The sequence below is a fragment of the Pseudoalteromonas sp. AOP31-A2-14 genome, from assembly GCF_052378035.1.
In the GTDB taxonomy this organism is placed as follows: Bacteria; Pseudomonadota; Gammaproteobacteria; order Enterobacterales; family Alteromonadaceae; genus Pseudoalteromonas.
Map to the genome: position 1 here is coordinate 2,095,284 of NZ_JBQSXI010000001.1, position 16,117 is coordinate 2,111,400.

The following is a 16,117-nucleotide window of genomic DNA, read 5'->3' on the forward strand; positions in this document are numbered from 1 at the left end:
CCGTTATTAACCTATTAATGCTTTTTAAACATTAAACAAAGCTAACCCCCCTCTTAAATTATACACGTTTTCAAAGCCTAACTGAGTCAGGTTAAACGCAGCCTGCTTGGACCGGTTACCACTTCGGCATAACAAAATATAATCGGTGTGTTTTTTAAGTTGCTGTGCAACTAATGCATTCGCCATCCGGCTTAGCGGTATATTAATAACGCGCTCAGCACTCACTCCGAATAGCAGTGGGATATCAGCAACACTGTGCTCATACGGTTCTCGAGTATCAATTATATAGCAGCTTGATTTTTTAAGCATCGCTCTTGCTTGTTTGGGATCTAATTCCTTTGCGTTGATATGCTCTAAACTTTGCGCATAACCACAAAGACTAGCAAATTGATCCATATTAACCTCATCACTGGCCAATTTCTGCTTTGCAAACTCTTCGTCACTCAGATCATTATTTAAAAGTGAATTTAAAAGCGCAGTTTGTTGCTTTTGTACCTGCCAGTTAATTGCAAAGCATTGCTGATAATCATGGCCAGAACAAATCACTGAATCTTCTGATAAACATGCGTTAAGTAACTTTAAAGACTTTGCCATCAATAACGCATTACCGCCTTTAATAGCCGTATTACCGAGCCCCGCAGGCAATAATAAGTCACCACAAAAACAAAATTGTACCTGATTAGTATTATTACAGCGTAGTAAATAGCTCACGCTGTCATCACTGTGCCCTGGAGTCGCTATTGACTCGATAATACATTCAGATAACAAAATCTGAGAAGTGCTGATTGGCCAACCTAAATTATTACTTTCAGTCAAGGTGAGCTTAAGCGCTTCTGTAAGTAGCACTCTCGCTGCGGTACGCTCTTGATGGGCATGTGTGTCAAGAATGGCGACAAGCTGTAAATTTTGCGTTTGCACTATTTTTTCAAGGCGAGGAATAAGCTCAACAATAGGGTCAACAATCACTGCTTGCTTATTATTGCTTACATACAGCCAGCAGCAGGCTCCTTGATGTCTAAATTGAGTGAGCCCTAAAGCGCAAACGTCTTGGAACGGCTCTGTAGAGTCTGATACTACTAAACAGTTAACTGCTAAAATAGTTTTTAATGAACGAATTCGTATACAAGCTTGTTCAATTTCACTTTGCGTTATGCCAGGGCCAAACGATAATCGAATGGCATTTTCACTTTGCCAATCACTCATACCCATGGCATCTAACACAAAACTGCGATTAGCGCCTGAACTACATGCAGAACCGCCACTTACGCGAATACCTGCAGCATCAAACATATCCATGACTTCTTTACTGCTTAAGCCATCAACAGCAAAGTTTAAAGTGGTCGGTACTGAGTGTGAAAAGCTGTGATTAAAAGTTAAAGAACCAAACGTATCGAGTAATGCTTGATGTAGCTGAGTGCGATACTCATACAATATATCCAGTGATTTGAACGTATTGTCATCAGTATCAAGTAATAAGCTAAACAGTTTATTTAAACCTGCAATACCAGGCAGGTTTTCAGTGCCTGAACGCATACCACTTTCTTGCCCACCGCCTGCTATAAACGGGGTATATGCACTGCCCTGTCGAATATACAAAATACCTATGCCTTTGGGTGCATACAGTTTATGGCCAGAAAATGGGGCGTAGTCTATGCTGGTTTCACCTAAAGCCAGCGCCGTTTTACCAAGCGCTTGTACACAGTCTACCATCCAAGCCACATCAGTATTATGACTGCGAATTGCATTTTCTATAGCTGCCAAGTCTTGAAAAACACCGGTTTCGTTGTTCACAGCCATAGTGCAAATCATCAGTGCATTTTTGGCGTGTTTAGCAATAAAGTTACAATCTAATATGCCGTATTCATCTACAGGTATGGCCAAGATTTGTGCATTAATACCTAGTACTTGATTCCAATGCTCTAATGTATTCGGTACGGCTTTATGCTCTGTGGCACCATATAATAATACCGGCGCACGAAGACCGTGATTTTTTGCGGCAATAAGTGTCGATACTACACCAGTTTGAATACCTTCTGTAGCGCCTGAGGTAAAGAGTATATCTCCCGTTGTCGCGCCAATAACCCTACGCGCTTTGCTGCGAGCACTCTCTAATAAACTTTTTGCCTGAATACCCGAGATATGTGATGAAGAAGGGTTACCAAAACAAATTTGCATAGTATGAGATACAACATCGCTAATTGATTTTAACACCGGCGTTGTGGCATTCGCATCAAGATAAATTTGTGAAGTGGGATCATTTTGCAATAAAAATTCAGACATTAAAAGCGCACCATATTACTAAAAAGCATACCTTATAACCCATTCTACATAAATTTAATGGGCTTGGTTATAATCAATTACTTAGTAAGGTGCGCTTTATATATTATTTAATACTATCTATCAGTTTATTATGAGTGATGCTCAATTGCATATTCTTCTTGCTTGGTTGACCAAGCATTAAGTAAAGCCTTAACCAACGACGCAAGCGGTATAGCAAAAAACACACCCCAAAAGCCCCATAAACCACCAAAAAATAGCACCGCAACAATAATAAACACCGGGTTCAAGTCAACCGCTTCAGAGAAAAGTAAAGGCACTAACACGTTGCCGTCCAGCGCTTGAATAATTCCGTAAACAATTAAAATAGTCCAAAACTGGGTTTCTAAACCAAATTGAAATAGTGCTACTGCAGCCACCGGAATAGTGACAAGCGCCGCACCAACAAAAGGAATTAATACAGATAACCCCACTAATACACCGAGTAATACTGCATAACGTAAGTCAAAAATAGTAAAGGCAATAAATGAAGAGGAGCCGATAATTAAAATCTCAAACACTTTGCCACGAATATAATTCATAATTTGCTGATTCATTTCATGCCAAACTTGTAGAATTAAACGTCGCTGTTTAGGTATTAGCTTTTCAGTACTTTTAATCAAATCAAGCTTATCTTTAAGCATAAATAACACTAGTAGTGGTACTAAAATTAAGTAAATAAGCCACGTCACCAGATCTTTTAATGAAGTCAATGATATTGAAAGTAACCGCTGACCAAATTCAATAGCTTTGGTTTCAACACCGGCAACCATCGACTTTACTTGCTCGGCATTAATTAAACTAGGATATTGCTCAGGCAAATGTAGTAAAAATGACTTACCCTGCTCAACCATATACGGCGACTCTTGTACTAAATTAGTAGCTTGCTGCCAGAGTACTGGGCCAATACCAATAATTAAGGTCAACATCAAACCACTAAAAATAAGCATAACGATAATGGTGGCGGTCACGCGGCGTAAACCAAAACGTTCTAAGTGTACAACTGGCCAATCAAGTAGATAAGCAATCACCAATGCAACTAAAACCGGCACGATAAAAGCACCAAAGAAATAAAACATTGCCATTAGAGCAAGTAATAAAAATAACAGAGTTACTGAATGAGGATCTGAAAACTTTCTTTCGTACCATAACTTTACATATTCAAACACGTTTTGGCTCCACAGTAAGCAAATGATGCTGCTGTTTTAATTGATATTGAAAATAGTATTTTTTTAAATACCGCTCAATGTCATGAGTTGATTGACCTGTTGGTAATTGAAACACAATACCTTGCTGGCTTGTTAATGCCTCACGTAACCCTAATTTAAACTGAATAAATAGTTGCGGGCATTTATATTGTTGTAAGTTGTATTCTAACACTAGCAAAATCTCCAACAAATAAAATGAATAATTAATTGCATAACAAAGGTCTTTTTTAAACTGCTCGCTATCAAAAAAAGAACTTTCTCTTAAAACCCGCTCTGCAATAGTTTATCCTTGAGGTATAAACAGCAGTAAGGATACGTTAATACTTAGTACTCATAATAAAACGCAACTACTCAGTAATCCAACATTAAAAGAGGTTACGGGTATAAAAAGCAAATTAACAGAGGTGAACTGCCACCTTTTTATCATACGGTTAATGTCAGGAAGTCTGAGGGGAATTTAAAAGATAGCCTGATGACACAGTAAAGCGATTACTTGATAAACATAATTTGTATCTCGGTTTACTCGCTAAATATGAAGGTGTTTTTTGCGAAATTCATTATTAGCATAAACCGCGTAGCGCTGTGTATAAAAATATTATAGGCCACAGGTTTGAGCATTATGGGTACTGGCCTTTATAAAATATACCAATACAGAACAGGATGTTAAATATAATCGTTTTATGGAGTTTATGGTGTAGAATCTGCTCACTATAAAACTTCAACTGTATAAATTAATTACATAAGTTTATTAGGTTTTACTAATAAACGAGATGGCAAAGCCAATAAAGCGTTGATACTTCAGTATAAACAAAGTTGTTCATTTATTAGTTTTTATAACGTGAATTGAACGTTATTAAGCCTAATGGAGTCACAATAAAAAGCTTTATCAATTATGTGAAAAAATAGCAGAGCCTGTCGTGATGACATAGACATTACGAAACTAATGCTCGGTGAAATTATTAACAAGGAATAAAATGCAGCTAAAATCAGCCTTTATTACACTGTGCAGCGCACTACTTACATTAAGTGTACTGGTGAGTGAGCCATTAAAGGCACAAAATAGTTTTCAGTTGCCTGATTTAGGCACTTCAGCATTACAAGCATTGCCACTTGAAAAGGAACAAGCGATTGGCAAGGTAATGATGATGCAAATCCGTGGCTCGTCACCAGTAGTGAACGATCCTGTTTTAGATGAATACTTAACGACCATTGGCCGAAAACTGATCGCTAATGCTAGTGATGTGCGATTTCCGTTTTCATTTTTTTGGATCAACAACCCCGAAATTAACGCCTTTGCCTTTTATGGCGGACATGTTGGCGTACATACAGGGTTAATTGCGCAATCAGATAACGAAAGCCAATTTGCATCAGTGCTTGGCCACGAAATTGCCCACGTTACCCAGCGTCACCTAGCACGTCGCATTCAGCAACAACAAGATAATAGTGCCTTAACAATTGCCGGCATGATTGCCGGAATACTAGCAACGGTAGTATCCCCTGATGCGGGTATTGCGATAATTTCAGCTAATCAAACCCAGGCTGCATTTAGCCAATTAACTCATAGCCGCTCTGCAGAGCAGGAAGCCGACCGTATCGGTATGCAAACTCTAAATAATGCAGGGTACGACCCTTACGCATCGAGCGAGTTTTTAACCAAACTAGCTGCGCAAATTCGCTATCAATATAAACCACCTGCATTCTTGCTTACTCACCCATTACCTGAAAGCCGAATATCTGATGTACGTTTACGTGCTCAGCAGTATGAAAAGCGCCAATACCCCACAAGTTTAAATTTTCACCTTGCTAAAAACCGAGTTATTGCTCGTTATCATCAAGACTCTGAAGGTGCAGAAAACCAATTTAGAAAACTCATTCGTGAAAACAGTTTTTATAACCTAACAGCGCTTAATTATGGTCTGGGTATTAGCCTATTAGATCAAGAAAAGCTCGATGAAGCCGCGCCTATTTTAAACAAGTTATTGGCTGATGATCCAAAAAATTTATTTTATATCGATACCCATACCGATTTACTCATAGCCCAAGAAAAAGCTGACGAAGCGGTTAAGTTTTTAGCGCCACTGCATGATAATCGTCCTAACAACCAAGTGATCACTTTAAACTATGCTAATGCCGCAATAGAGGCAAAGCAATATAATGTTGCAGAACGAGTACTAAAATCATTTTTGTTAGCAAAACCTAACCATAGCTTAGGCAAGCAATTGATTGCGGATGTATATAAAAAGCAGGAAAAATTAGCCGCCTATCATGAAGCTCACGCAGATGTACTGTCGCAATACGGCGCCTATTTAAAGGCTGCTGATGAAATACAAAAAGCCCTTAACTTTGTTGAGCCAGGGGAGCTTAATAAACAGCAGCGTCTCAAAGCATTGCTAACACAATACAGGAAAATGCAAAAAGAACTCGCGAGACTTTAAGTCTCGTGCTGCATGGCCTAAAATAGCGCTACTTTATTTAATTGGATTGTTACTATGTCAGTTACTATTTATCATAACCCACGCTGTTCTAAATCTCGTGAAACACTTGCTTTATTAGAACAACAATCAATTCAGCCTGAAATTGTTGAATACCTTAAAACACCGTTAAATAATGAGCAAATTACCACTTTAGTGAAACAACTCGGCTTTTCGTCTGTACGCGAGTTAATGCGTACCAAAGAAGATACTTACAAAGCCCTTGATTTACAAAATCAACACGATGAGAATGTACTTATCAATGCGATGGTCGATAACCCTAAATTAATTGAACGCCCTATTGTAGTTAATAACAATAGAGCAGCATTAGGCCGCCCACCTGAAAATGTATTAAGCGTACTTTAATGAACGTTAATATCGTTGTTTTGTACCATTCTAGCCATGGCTCTGTTGCAGCTATGGCCAATGAAATAGCCGATGCTATTGAAAATCAAGGTGGGACAGCATTACTGCGTACCTTTGTTGCAAAAGAGTCTCACGATATCGTGATAACAAAAGATGACTTAATAGCCTGTGATGCACTTGCCTTTGGCACACCGACTCGTTTTGGCATGATGGCCTCACAAGCAAAAGTATTTTGGGAAACCACCAGCGATTTATGGTTAAAAGGGCAACTCATAGATAAGCCAGCATGTGTCTTTTCATCGTCAAGCAGTATGCATGGTGGTAATGAAGCAACGTTACTGAATTTATCATTGCCACTATTACACCATGGAATGATGCTCCTTGGCGTGCCCTACGAAGTCCCTGAGTTATTAACCACACAAACCGGTGGCACCCCCTACGGAGCAAGTCACGTTGCAGGGGCAAAAAATAGTGCACAGCTGAGCAAAGACGAAATAAAAATCTGCCAAAGTGTTGGCCAGCGCCTAGTTAAAATAGCGAGAAAACTACAATGACAACATCGCCTAGCGATTTATCTGTAAAGCAAACACCTAAAAAATCAATTACCTTAAAATTTCAACGCACTGCAATTATTGGTTATGTTGGCTTGTTAATTTTAATGCCGCTGTGGTTATTTTTTATTGCCCCACGAGATGGGCATAGTAATGGTTTTATGTTTGCGGTGTATATCCTGCCTTTATTATTACCATTAAAAGGCATTATTCAAGACAAACCTTACACTTATGCGTGGGCTAACTTTATTGTTATGTTTTATTTTATTCACGGTTTTACCTTACTGTGGGTCGCGACTGATGAGCTGGTATGGGTATTACTTGAGTTGTTATTTGCTAGCATGATGTTTATTGGCTGCACATATTATGCACGCCACCGTGGACAAGAGTTAGGACTTAAAATACGCAAATTAAAAGAAGAGCTAGCGGAAGAAAAAGCCGCTCACGAGCAAGATAAATAATCATTAAAAAACGCGCTATCTAAGCGCGTTTTTTGTGGTATATATTTATGCCGAATGCTATTTACGATGTGTTCATAAATATTCAGCTAAACAAGTTCACTCAAGGTCGCAAGCGCAACAATGCTCGCTAAACCTAACTGCCCTACTAAGCTCACAAATGAAAAAAAGCGCAATACGAATAGCCCAGCTGGGTGCTTTAAATGTGGATATAAGGCGCAGCGTTTTAAACTCATAGCAAAGAAAAAACACACCACCGAGAGCATTGTTAAGCCCAATGTCAACTCGCTTTTTATAGCAAAATCGTCATCAAAAAAGAAGAACAACTGTAACGGTAACAATATAGTGACGATGGCATGTAAGGCATGCACTTTTTTAATACGAGCAAACTGCCCATCTGGAGATAGCTCTTTTATACCAAAATCACGCTCTAAGCATTTAACTAGCTGCGTTGCTTTAATATTTACCGCAAGGCGATAGCAACTGAGCCCATCGTTATTGCGCACTCTAAAATCGTAACCCGCTTTAAGTAGCAGTACCATCAAGGGTTCATTTTTAGCGATAACCGCATAATGTAGTGCGGTGTTACCCAGCTGGTCTTTTTGCTTTTTATTTTGCTTATCTAGTAATGTTTGCACTAAATCAACAAAGCCATTTTCTGCGGCCCACATAAAAGCTGTTTTCTCGTTTTCATCTGTTAAGGTACCCGTAGCACCTTGTTCAATAAAACGCATAGCCATAGTTTGCTTGGCATTAGAACCACTCAAGTGGGCTAACAACGCTTGTTCTAAAAGCACAACAGAGTCGACATCAGGCGACACTTGCCTTAATAAGGTAAAGTAATCTTCACCACCAGCTACTTTTTGTGCTGCTAGTTCGCTAAGCTCTGTGATATCAGCAACAGAATCAGGAATAAATAAACTTAAACGCTCTCTAAAATCAACTTCTTTCCAAAGCGACAAGATATCTTCTGCACTAACTTTACTGCCAGAACTAAGTGCATACTCGATAATCGTAAAATAACGCTTATTAAATAGCTGAGAAATTAACGAAATAGGCGTATCAATCTCAGCTTGCGCACTAATGCTAGCGTATTTTTCTAAGCGTTGGCAAAGCATTAACACTAGGCTTTCAGGGGTATATTCGTTAGCATAAAAGTGTTCTTTTGCCGCTGCAATATAATGCTGAGCAGATTCGTCATACTCGCCAATATGCTGAAAATAACATTCTTCAAAAGGTTCAAGTGGGGTAAGCCAAGTAAGATAATATAAAGGCGGTAATACAGTAGTGCAAACTCCATCATCTTCTTGGGTTGAGCGACAAGCAGGCCACGCTTCTAAGGCGTCCAAGATAAAGGCACCGTTTTGCTCTATTAGCCCTTTTAGCAATAACGGGTATTCTTTTGGCCAAATCAGTACATTTTCCATTAAAGCAACACAACTCCAGTGTATATTGACAGGTGTTTGGATTAGCAGGCAGTTATAGCAAACACAAACTGACACTGCGCTTAACATTGAGATTCTACCACACCCTTCACTCCACGCTAGCGCAAAGTAGGTGATTTTTATAGAAAATGATAAATAACATCAGTTGCTCATAAAACCACTTTGTTGTAGGTTTACAGAGCAACTTTAATCACTTTATTTTGCCACCTAATTTTAAGGCTATCGATATGCAAGCATGGCACATAGTTGTAATTTTTATCATCGTATTTGCCGTCGTTATTGGCAATATCATGTTACTGAAAAAAACAGCCAATATGGAGTTTAAAAAAACATCCACAGATAAAGCTGACCACGATGATGATAACGAAGAGTCATCACAAAAAAACCTTAAGCCTTAACTTTTCGCCAAGGCTTTGCATCACAAGGAGTGCCTATTGAACTTTAGAGCTTGCCTATTTACTTAGCTTTTTGCACAACTTTTTAGCGGCTCTCCCCATATTGTCAAGTGCTTCACGCGGCCCCACAATGACGGGCTTTTAGCCCGCAGCCGGAGTTATCCCTATTGGTGCGCTGCATCGGCCAATTCTAGACAAATCTAAGTTCACGCTTTTACCTATACGACACGCTTTTTTTTCCTACGCGATGAGATTCTAAGCTATGTAATTGTGCCCTGCTACCAACTCCGCTTAACTATTTCAAAGACTAAAACATTGCATTCGCGCGTTCTGTGTTACAAATGCTCGCCCTTCAAATTCAACTTGAGGTATTTTCATGAACATTCATTTTCAAAACATAAAAGATAAAATAATAACGCTGTAAAACTAAGCCATACCGCTAACTTGTAAAGTTTAGGTAAAATAAATACAAACTTTAGACGTCTAGACGTTGAAGCATCTTATTAAACAGCGTAATATATTCAAACGTTGAGTTTAACTCGCTTTTCTTATGAGATTTTTTAAAGATGATTGATATAAAACACCTAAAGACTATTTCTACCCTTAAAGAGACAGGCTCTTTAGTAAATACTGCTCGGGGGCTATTTTTAACTCAATCAGCTTTATCTCATCAAATTAAAGATTTAGAAAATAAACTCGACTGCCAATTATTTGAGCGAAAAACCCAACCTGTGCGCTTTACACCCCAAGGGATGTTGCTGCTTGAACTGGCAAATGAAATACTGCCTCGCGTAGAAGCAACTAAATGTCGATTAAAAGAAAGCTTGAATCAGCCAATTTCACAACTGCGTTTAAGTGTTGAATGCCATGCATGTTTTCACTGGTTATTGCCAACAATTAAAGAATTTAATAATTTTTGGCCTGATATAAAAGTTGATTATGAGCGCGGCTTTAGCTACGACGCTATTCCAGACCTATTGAATGATGAACTTGATTTAGTATTAACTTCTGATATTCGTGAACCTGACAAACTCGAATATGCTCACCTATTTGATTTTAAGCTTAAGCTTATTGTCGCACCCGACCACGAACTGGCTAAAAAAGCCTATGTCACCGCGCTTGATCTAAAAAACGAAACAATTATCTCGTATCCTATTCCTCGTGAACGCCAAGATATATTTAAGCACTTTATTCAAAATGCACGCTTTGACGGCACACTAAAAAATGTTGACCAAGGTTTGTTGATATTTCAATTAGTCAGCGCCGGAATGGGTGTTGCAGCATTACCTGATTGGTTAGTCACACCTTATGAAAGCCAAGGCTTAATAAAGTCAATTCCGCTTGGTGCGCTTGGTTTAACCCGTCCAATGTATTTAGCTATGAAAAAAAATATGAAAGATAATCCCGTTTATCGTCACTTTTTAAATACCTGCAAGCTAAATAACGGTCGATAAAATCCATTTTTCGCAGTAGCATAGTGAAAACTTTTTATATGTGTTGCTGCTATTTTTGAACTTAAAAAAATAATAGGTGCGTTAATAATGCCACTGCCGCTAGTTGGCGTTTTGACCCTGATTTTCTTAATTATGGCACTCAGAGGCAGTAAACTTGCAGGTACGCTAGGCTTATTAAGTATTACTAGTTTGTTAGCCCTATGCACACCCTTTGTAGGGCAATTTATTGTCGCGCCACATAACCAAGTAGCACTGCATTTTGAGGTAAAAAAACATAAATCGGTCGATAAAATAGTGGTACTTGGCTGTGATATAATACCAAATTCCGCCCTTGCGGCTAATAGCCAACTTGGTAACTGTGCCAAAAGCCGATTAATTGAAGGGCTCCGGCTAGCTTATTATTACCCCCAAGCCCAGTTAATTGTATCCGGTGGTGGATACGGTAATGCCACAAACAGCAATTTAATGCGTCAAACCGCTATTAGTTTAGGGATTAACCCAAAGCGTATAAAGCAAAACCCAGCTGCAATGGATACCGCCGATGAAGCCAAGTTTTTAGCCCCTAAATTAGTTGATTTTGATGTTGCATTGGTTACCTCAGCGAGTCACATGCCAAGAGCTAGCGATTTATTTTACACACAAGGCGTCAACGTGATACCCGCAGCCACTGACTTTCATGACTTTAGTCAGTGGCCAGGCTACAAACAGTTTATACCTAATGCTGATGTTTTATTAGCTGTGACCCGCCATTGGCATGAAGTTATCGGTAGTGCTTGGGTTGCTATACGCCGCTGGCTTACCCCAGAAGCACTGTAACTACATGTGTATTAAAGAGTAAGAGTGATTAAACAGGGTTATCTATATCAATAAAAGTAACATCAAAGCCATGCTCTAATGCTAATAACTCTCCAAGAGCTTTAACGCCATAACGTTCAGTTGCGTGATGCCCTGCGGCAAAAAAATCGATGTCCTGTTCTCGAGAGCTATGAATAGTTTGCTCTGAGGCTTCACCAGTTAAATATGCATCTACACCTTGGCTTGCTGCTAAATCGATATAACCTTGACCGCCACCAGTACACAAAGCAATGGTTTCAATTGGTTCATTTCGCACTAAACTAGTTAATGGTTCACGTCTTAACACTTGTGTAATTTTTGCTGCAAATTGCTCACCACTCATCGCCTGCTTTAACCGTCCTTTAACCGCAACGCTATTATTTACAGGCTCCAAACCCGTTTCAAGCTCAATATCAAGCAGCTTTGCCAGCTGTGCATTATTACCAATTTCAGGATGAACATCCAACGGCAAGTGATAAGCAAATAAATTTATATCATTAGCGAGTAATGCTGATATTCGGCGTTTCTTCATGCCGGTAATTGGCTGTGACTCGCCTTTCCAAAAATAACCATGATGAACTAAAATGGTATCAGCGCCTTGCTCAATAGCGGCATCGATAAGTGCTTGACTTGCAGTAACGCCTGTGACAATTTTTTTGATTTTCATGCGCCCTTCAACTTGTAAGCCATTTGGGCAAAAGTCTTTTATCGAATCTGGCTGTAAAATTGTGTTTAATAATTGATGAAATTTTTTACGCTGCATTTTTTACCCCATATTAGTATTAGATTTGTGCAAATTTTGGCGTTTATGAACCTAAAATGAAAGGAAAATCGCAAAAAATTGAAAAGTAAGCTAAAAATAGGTATAAATGCCTATTAATAATCTGTGTTTACAACGTATAGGGTCTCCACTGATGAGCAAGCTAGATAAAACAGAAGTGTTAAACGCCTTTGAAGCCGCTTATGAAGCAGCCAATGGTAAAAAACCTGATATCACCACAAAATCAGGTTGGTACAGCATCGATGGCGGAAAAAACCTGCGCCTTGCCGATATCGCTGAACTAACTGAAGAACTGCCTTCAGGAAAAAGTGCAGGTAAAAAGCCTGCCGCTAAAAAAGCTAAAACAAACACTCCCGCTCCTGCTAAAAAAGCTTCATTTACTGTTGTTAAAAGCAACGATGACGGCTATATCGCTGAAGAGCTATGGATAGTAGCGCTTGCTGAAAAAGATCACGATTGTCGCCTACCGCGTGGTGTTGTGTGATTTAAAGTAATACATTTTAAAGTAAAAACCGCTTTTCAGCGGTTTTTTTAGGTCTAGACTTTCGTAGATAGCTATAAAAAAGCGACAATTAAGTCGCTTTAACTCTACTTTTAACGCTGATAATTACTTTTTTCAAAGTACATTTTTTCGCGTTGTTTTTCGCCTACTTCATTCATCGTGGCAGCATCGAATAATCGACCGTTGATCATAGTGTAATCAACTTTGTCTGTAGCACGGATATTAATCAGTGGGTTGCCATCAATCACTATCAAATCGGCAAGCTTACCGACTTCAAGCGAGCCTATATTTTTATCAAGACCAATATATTTAGCTGGATCAAGCGTCGCTGCTCGAATAGCTTCAAGTGGCGTCATACCGCCTTGTGCAAACATCCAAATCTCCCAGTGAGCTGCTAAGCCTTCGCGTTGACCATGAGCTCCTAAGTTTACTAATACACCTAAATCTTGCAGCTCTTTTGCTACGCGGGCGTTATTAAAGTGATTGTAGTGGTGATCTGGCGCTTTTACTCGGCGCATTGAACGTGGTAGTAATTGGTTTTTTGGTACAAATTTACTCAACCTTGGATGATTCCAAACATCGGTTTTATCGTACCAGTAGTTTTCCCCCCAAATACCTCCATAGGCAACACCTAATGTTGGCGTATAACCGACATCACTTTGTGACCAAAGCTGTTTAATGTCGTCATAAATATTAGCAACTGGAATTGAATGCTCAATACCGGTATGCCCATCCACAACCATCGTTAAGTTATGTTGTAATAGCGAGCCACCTTCTGGCACCACCATCATTTCAAGCTCGCGGCCAGCTTCAATTACTTGTTGGCGCTGCTCACGACGCGGTTGGTTATATGATTTAACACTAAACGCCCCTACCTTCTTTAAGCGCTCAAGATGAAATTTCGCATCATCCAATGAATCAATATGCGAGGTATAGCCTGGCATATTAGCGCCATACAAAATAGTGCCGGTGGAAAATATACGTGGGCCAACAATATCCCCCGCTTTTTGCATTTCACTGGCTACAAAAATTTCAGTGGTATCATTTGAAGGGTCGTGAATTGTGGTCACACCAAGAGACAAGCCGGCAAAGTTTTTCCAGTTTTGCTGTGGGATAATTTCATCGCTACCTTGTGAGCCATGTGCGTGGGCGTCGACAATACCAGGCATAATAGTTTTACCCGATACATCAATCACTTCTGCCTCTTTGGGAATGCTCACGTCAGCAGTACTGCCAACGGCTTTAATATGTTTACCATCAGTGAGTAGCACGCCATCTTCAATAACTTGTTCACCCTGCATGGTGATTATACGTGCACCCGTTAAAGCAATCATACCTTTAGGTTCAGCCACTTTAGTACTAAAACCAATGTTTTCGCCGCTTTTCACTTTAAAGTCGGCGTCTCCGACTTGTTGAATATTAAATACACCGTCTAAGTTAGCATGATAAAGCTCAGGGCCAAGCGTCCAATACAACTTATCGCTAGTCGCACTCCAGCTAATGTTCTCACCGGCACGAACAGATAGTTGTTCAATTGGAAACTGGCTGTCTTTTGGGCCTATATTAATAGTTTTACCGCTTTCAACTAAAGGAGTAATAAATACCTTAAAACGCTCTGCAAACGCTAAGTATTTTCCATCTGGAGAGACTCTAAACTCAGTAGCGTGCTCAGATTCATAAAGTTTAGTTATTTTTTTAGACTCAAGTTCAACCGTACTTAATGTCGGTTTAGGCCACGGACTCATCACAAATATGTGTTCGTTATTAGCGCCGAACTGCGGTTGATAACCACTTTTAATAATAAGCTCAGATTTACCTCCTTTTGCGCTAACACCATAAATACCCGGGTGTAGCGACCAATCTGGATTTAAAATACTGCCACCTGACGCTTTACGATAAACTACGGTTTTACCATCAGGGCTAAAAGTAGGCTCTACATATTTACCCGGTTCTTCGGTAATCGTATCACCGCGACCACTGCGCGCTGATACAACTCGCACTGCACCTTGTTCGTTGTCATCCCAAGTTACATAAACGATTTTTTTACCATCGCGTGAAAACTGTGGAAATAGCTCAAAATGTTCATCTTGTTTCGTTAAACGTTTTATTTTTCCTGATTCTAAATCACGTTTATAAATATGCCCAAGCGCTTCAAAAATGGCCATATCTCCATCAGGAGATACTTGCACGTTACGGAGCATTTTTACGTCAAATTCATCGCTGTCGATATTTTGTGTAAAACGTACTGCTTTTTGAATTTTTTTACTGGTTTGTACTTCAAATGGCACTGTGCCAACATGGCCATTTGTAACGTCAAGCTTATGGATAGTACCACCAGCCCAAAATACCAGCTCCTGGTTATCTGGCGTCCACGCTATAGTTGGGTAAACACCATGAATAGCCCATGTTTCTTGCATATCTCGCTCAAGTTTATCGTAAAGTTTGGTATGCTTTCCTGAGGTTAAATCATATAAATATAAGCTTGTTTGGAAATCATCACGCTTAATATACGCCAGCTTTTTACCATCTGGTGAAGGGGTTGGCCGAATTGCGCCGCCCATCCCGTCAATAATGGTTTCTATTTCACCCGTTTCACGGTCATAGCGTTTAATTTTATAAATACCGGCTACAGAATCTTTTGAGTAATGAAAGGTTTTACCCGGTGTTGCATCATGCGAAAAGTAAACATACCGGCCATCAGGTGAGAACATTGGCTCGCCTAAATCTTTTTGGTCGTCCGCGCGCTTGGTTAACTGTACACCTTTACCACCGGCTTTATGATAAAGCCATACTTCACCGGCACCGAGTGAACGCGTTGCAGTAAAATGCTTACGGGCAACAATATAATCACCATCTGGACTCCAAGCGGGGCTATTTAATAATCGGAAGGTTTCATCAGTGACAGCTGTTTGGTTTTCGCCGTTAATATCCATCAGCCAAATGTTATCGCCCCCCCTTGATCAGAAGTAAACGCAATATGTTTACCATCAGGGCTAAAACGTGGCTGCATTTGCCATGCAATATCAGTGGTTAATAGCGTAGCTTCTCCGCCACTTGCCGGCATTGTGTAAATATCACCGAGTAAATCAAACACAATCGTGTTGCCATCTGGGCTGACATCGACATTCATCCAAGTGCCTTGTGAGACACTAATATTAGCATCAACAAATTGACCTTGTGGTGCATCAACTTGCCATTTTTTATCTTCGCTCGATTCCTGAGCTTGAACTTGCCCTGTGAAGGCAAATGACACAGATACCGCTAACGCAGTTCGGAGCATTGTTTTCATGGTATTCTCGCTTGTTATTACTTATTGTTATTACTTATCCTAATATT

13 protein-coding genes and 1 pseudogene are annotated in these 16,117 nt (G+C 39.7%); 8 read left to right on the plus strand and 6 right to left on the minus strand.

What is annotated here, in order from left to right; genetic code table 11:
• Positions 1-24 precede the first annotated feature (24 nt).
• The 3 genes from ACT3S9_RS09655 to ACT3S9_RS09665 all read right to left on the minus strand — a co-directional run bounded on the left by ACT3S9_RS09655 (position 25) and on the right by ACT3S9_RS09665 (position 3,696).
• Positions 25-2,280, minus strand: a complete 2,256-nt coding sequence (locus ACT3S9_RS09655; protein WP_444750919.1) for an aminotransferase class V-fold PLP-dependent enzyme — start codon at positions 2,278-2,280, stop codon at positions 25-27.
• 128 nt (positions 2,281-2,408) lie between these two features.
• A complete protein-coding gene (locus ACT3S9_RS09660; protein WP_441834162.1) occupies positions 2,409-3,485 on the minus strand; it encodes an AI-2E family transporter in 1,077 nt (358 codons plus the stop codon).
• Positions 3,478-3,696, minus strand: coding sequence for a hypothetical protein (locus tag ACT3S9_RS09665; protein ID WP_441834163.1), 219 nt, complete (start codon positions 3,694-3,696; stop codon positions 3,478-3,480). Before ACT3S9_RS09665 ends, ACT3S9_RS09660 begins: the two co-directional genes overlap by 8 nt.
• A gap of 802 nt (positions 3,697-4,498) precedes the next feature.
• On the opposite strand from ACT3S9_RS09665, the gene ACT3S9_RS09670 reads away from it, so the two are divergent.
• From ACT3S9_RS09670 to ACT3S9_RS09685, 4 genes are read left to right on the plus strand one after another with little or no spacing between them, the layout of a single operon-like run.
• Positions 4,499-5,959 carry a beta-barrel assembly-enhancing protease gene (locus ACT3S9_RS09670; RefSeq protein ID WP_441834164.1) on the plus strand — a complete coding sequence of 487 codons (1,461 nt, stop codon included), beginning with the start codon at positions 4,499-4,501 and terminating at the stop codon, positions 5,957-5,959.
• A 54-nt stretch (positions 5,960-6,013) separates the two neighbouring features.
• Positions 6,014-6,361: an arsenate reductase (glutaredoxin) gene (arsC, locus tag ACT3S9_RS09675; RefSeq protein ID WP_441834165.1), complete on the plus strand. Its 348-nt coding sequence runs from the start codon at positions 6,014-6,016 to the stop codon at positions 6,359-6,361.
• Complete coding sequence (gene wrbA / locus ACT3S9_RS09680; RefSeq protein ID WP_441834166.1) at positions 6,361-6,915, plus strand: NAD(P)H:quinone oxidoreductase; 555 nt, start codon at positions 6,361-6,363, stop codon at positions 6,913-6,915. The genes arsC and wrbA overlap by 1 nt, the downstream gene beginning before the upstream one ends.
• On the plus strand, positions 6,912-7,373 hold the full coding sequence (locus ACT3S9_RS09685) for a DUF2069 domain-containing protein (protein ID WP_441834167.1): 462 nt from the start codon (positions 6,912-6,914) through the stop codon (positions 7,371-7,373). The genes wrbA and ACT3S9_RS09685 overlap by 4 nt, the downstream gene beginning before the upstream one ends.
• A gap of 86 nt (positions 7,374-7,459) precedes the next feature.
• On the opposite strand, the gene ACT3S9_RS09690 is transcribed toward ACT3S9_RS09685, so the two are convergent.
• On the minus strand, positions 7,460-8,797 hold the full coding sequence (locus ACT3S9_RS09690) for an ankyrin repeat domain-containing protein (RefSeq protein ID WP_441834168.1): 1,338 nt from the start codon (positions 8,795-8,797) through the stop codon (positions 7,460-7,462).
• Positions 8,798-9,042: 245 nt separating this feature from the next.
• On the opposite strand from ACT3S9_RS09690, the gene ACT3S9_RS09695 reads away from it, so the two are divergent.
• The 3 genes from ACT3S9_RS09695 (at position 9,043) to ACT3S9_RS09705 (ending at position 11,480) form a co-directional block, all read left to right on the plus strand.
• Complete coding sequence (locus ACT3S9_RS09695; protein WP_441996420.1) at positions 9,043-9,213, plus strand: DUF2897 family protein; 171 nt, start codon at positions 9,043-9,045, stop codon at positions 9,211-9,213.
• A gap of 563 nt (positions 9,214-9,776) precedes the next feature.
• Positions 9,777-10,664: a LysR substrate-binding domain-containing protein gene (locus ACT3S9_RS09700; protein ID WP_441834170.1), complete on the plus strand. Its 888-nt coding sequence runs from the start codon at positions 9,777-9,779 to the stop codon at positions 10,662-10,664.
• Positions 10,665-10,751: 87 nt separating this feature from the next.
• Positions 10,752-11,480, plus strand: a complete 729-nt coding sequence (locus tag ACT3S9_RS09705; RefSeq protein WP_444750920.1) for a YdcF family protein — start codon at positions 10,752-10,754, stop codon at positions 11,478-11,480.
• A gap of 28 nt (positions 11,481-11,508) precedes the next feature.
• Here ACT3S9_RS09705 and ACT3S9_RS09710 read toward each other — a convergent pair whose 3' ends face one another.
• Entirely contained in the window at positions 11,509-12,261 is a 753-nt protein-coding gene (locus ACT3S9_RS09710) for a Nif3-like dinuclear metal center hexameric protein (protein WP_441996655.1), read from the minus strand.
• Between the two features lie 151 nt (positions 12,262-12,412).
• Between ACT3S9_RS09710 and ACT3S9_RS09715 the strand changes: the two genes are divergently transcribed.
• Positions 12,413-12,763, plus strand: coding sequence for a hypothetical protein (locus ACT3S9_RS09715; protein ID WP_441996660.1), 351 nt, complete (start codon positions 12,413-12,415; stop codon positions 12,761-12,763).
• Between the two features lie 110 nt (positions 12,764-12,873).
• On the opposite strand, the pseudogene ACT3S9_RS09720 reads toward ACT3S9_RS09715, so the two are convergent.
• Positions 12,874-16,070 (minus strand): annotated as a pseudogene (locus tag ACT3S9_RS09720) (amidohydrolase family protein).
• Positions 16,071-16,117: the final 47 nt, after the last annotated feature.

What these genes read in the sequence shown, in the direction of transcription:
- ACT3S9_RS09655 (WP_444750919.1), bottom strand. Translation starts at nt 2,280, where the DNA reads ATGTCTGAATTTTTATTGCAAAATGATCCCACTTCACAAATTTATCTT.
- ACT3S9_RS09670 (WP_441834164.1), top strand. Translation starts at nt 4,499, where the DNA reads ATGCAGCTAAAATCAGCCTTTATTACACTGTGCAGCGCACTACTTACA.
- arsC (WP_441834165.1), top strand. Translation starts at nt 6,014, where the DNA reads ATGTCAGTTACTATTTATCATAACCCACGCTGTTCTAAATCTCGTGAA.
- wrbA (WP_441834166.1), top strand. Translation starts at nt 6,361, where the DNA reads ATGAACGTTAATATCGTTGTTTTGTACCATTCTAGCCATGGCTCTGTT.
- ACT3S9_RS09685 (WP_441834167.1), top strand. Translation starts at nt 6,912, where the DNA reads ATGACAACATCGCCTAGCGATTTATCTGTAAAGCAAACACCTAAAAAA.
- ACT3S9_RS09690 (WP_441834168.1), bottom strand. Translation starts at nt 8,797, where the DNA reads ATGGAAAATGTACTGATTTGGCCAAAAGAATACCCGTTATTGCTAAAA.
- ACT3S9_RS09695 (WP_441996420.1), top strand. Translation starts at nt 9,043, where the DNA reads ATGCAAGCATGGCACATAGTTGTAATTTTTATCATCGTATTTGCCGTC.
- ACT3S9_RS09700 (WP_441834170.1), top strand. Translation starts at nt 9,777, where the DNA reads ATGATTGATATAAAACACCTAAAGACTATTTCTACCCTTAAAGAGACA.
- ACT3S9_RS09705 (WP_444750920.1), top strand. Translation starts at nt 10,752, where the DNA reads ATGCCACTGCCGCTAGTTGGCGTTTTGACCCTGATTTTCTTAATTATG.
- ACT3S9_RS09710 (WP_441996655.1), bottom strand. Translation starts at nt 12,261, where the DNA reads ATGCAGCGTAAAAAATTTCATCAATTATTAAACACAATTTTACAGCCA.
- ACT3S9_RS09715 (WP_441996660.1), top strand. Translation starts at nt 12,413, where the DNA reads ATGAGCAAGCTAGATAAAACAGAAGTGTTAAACGCCTTTGAAGCCGCT.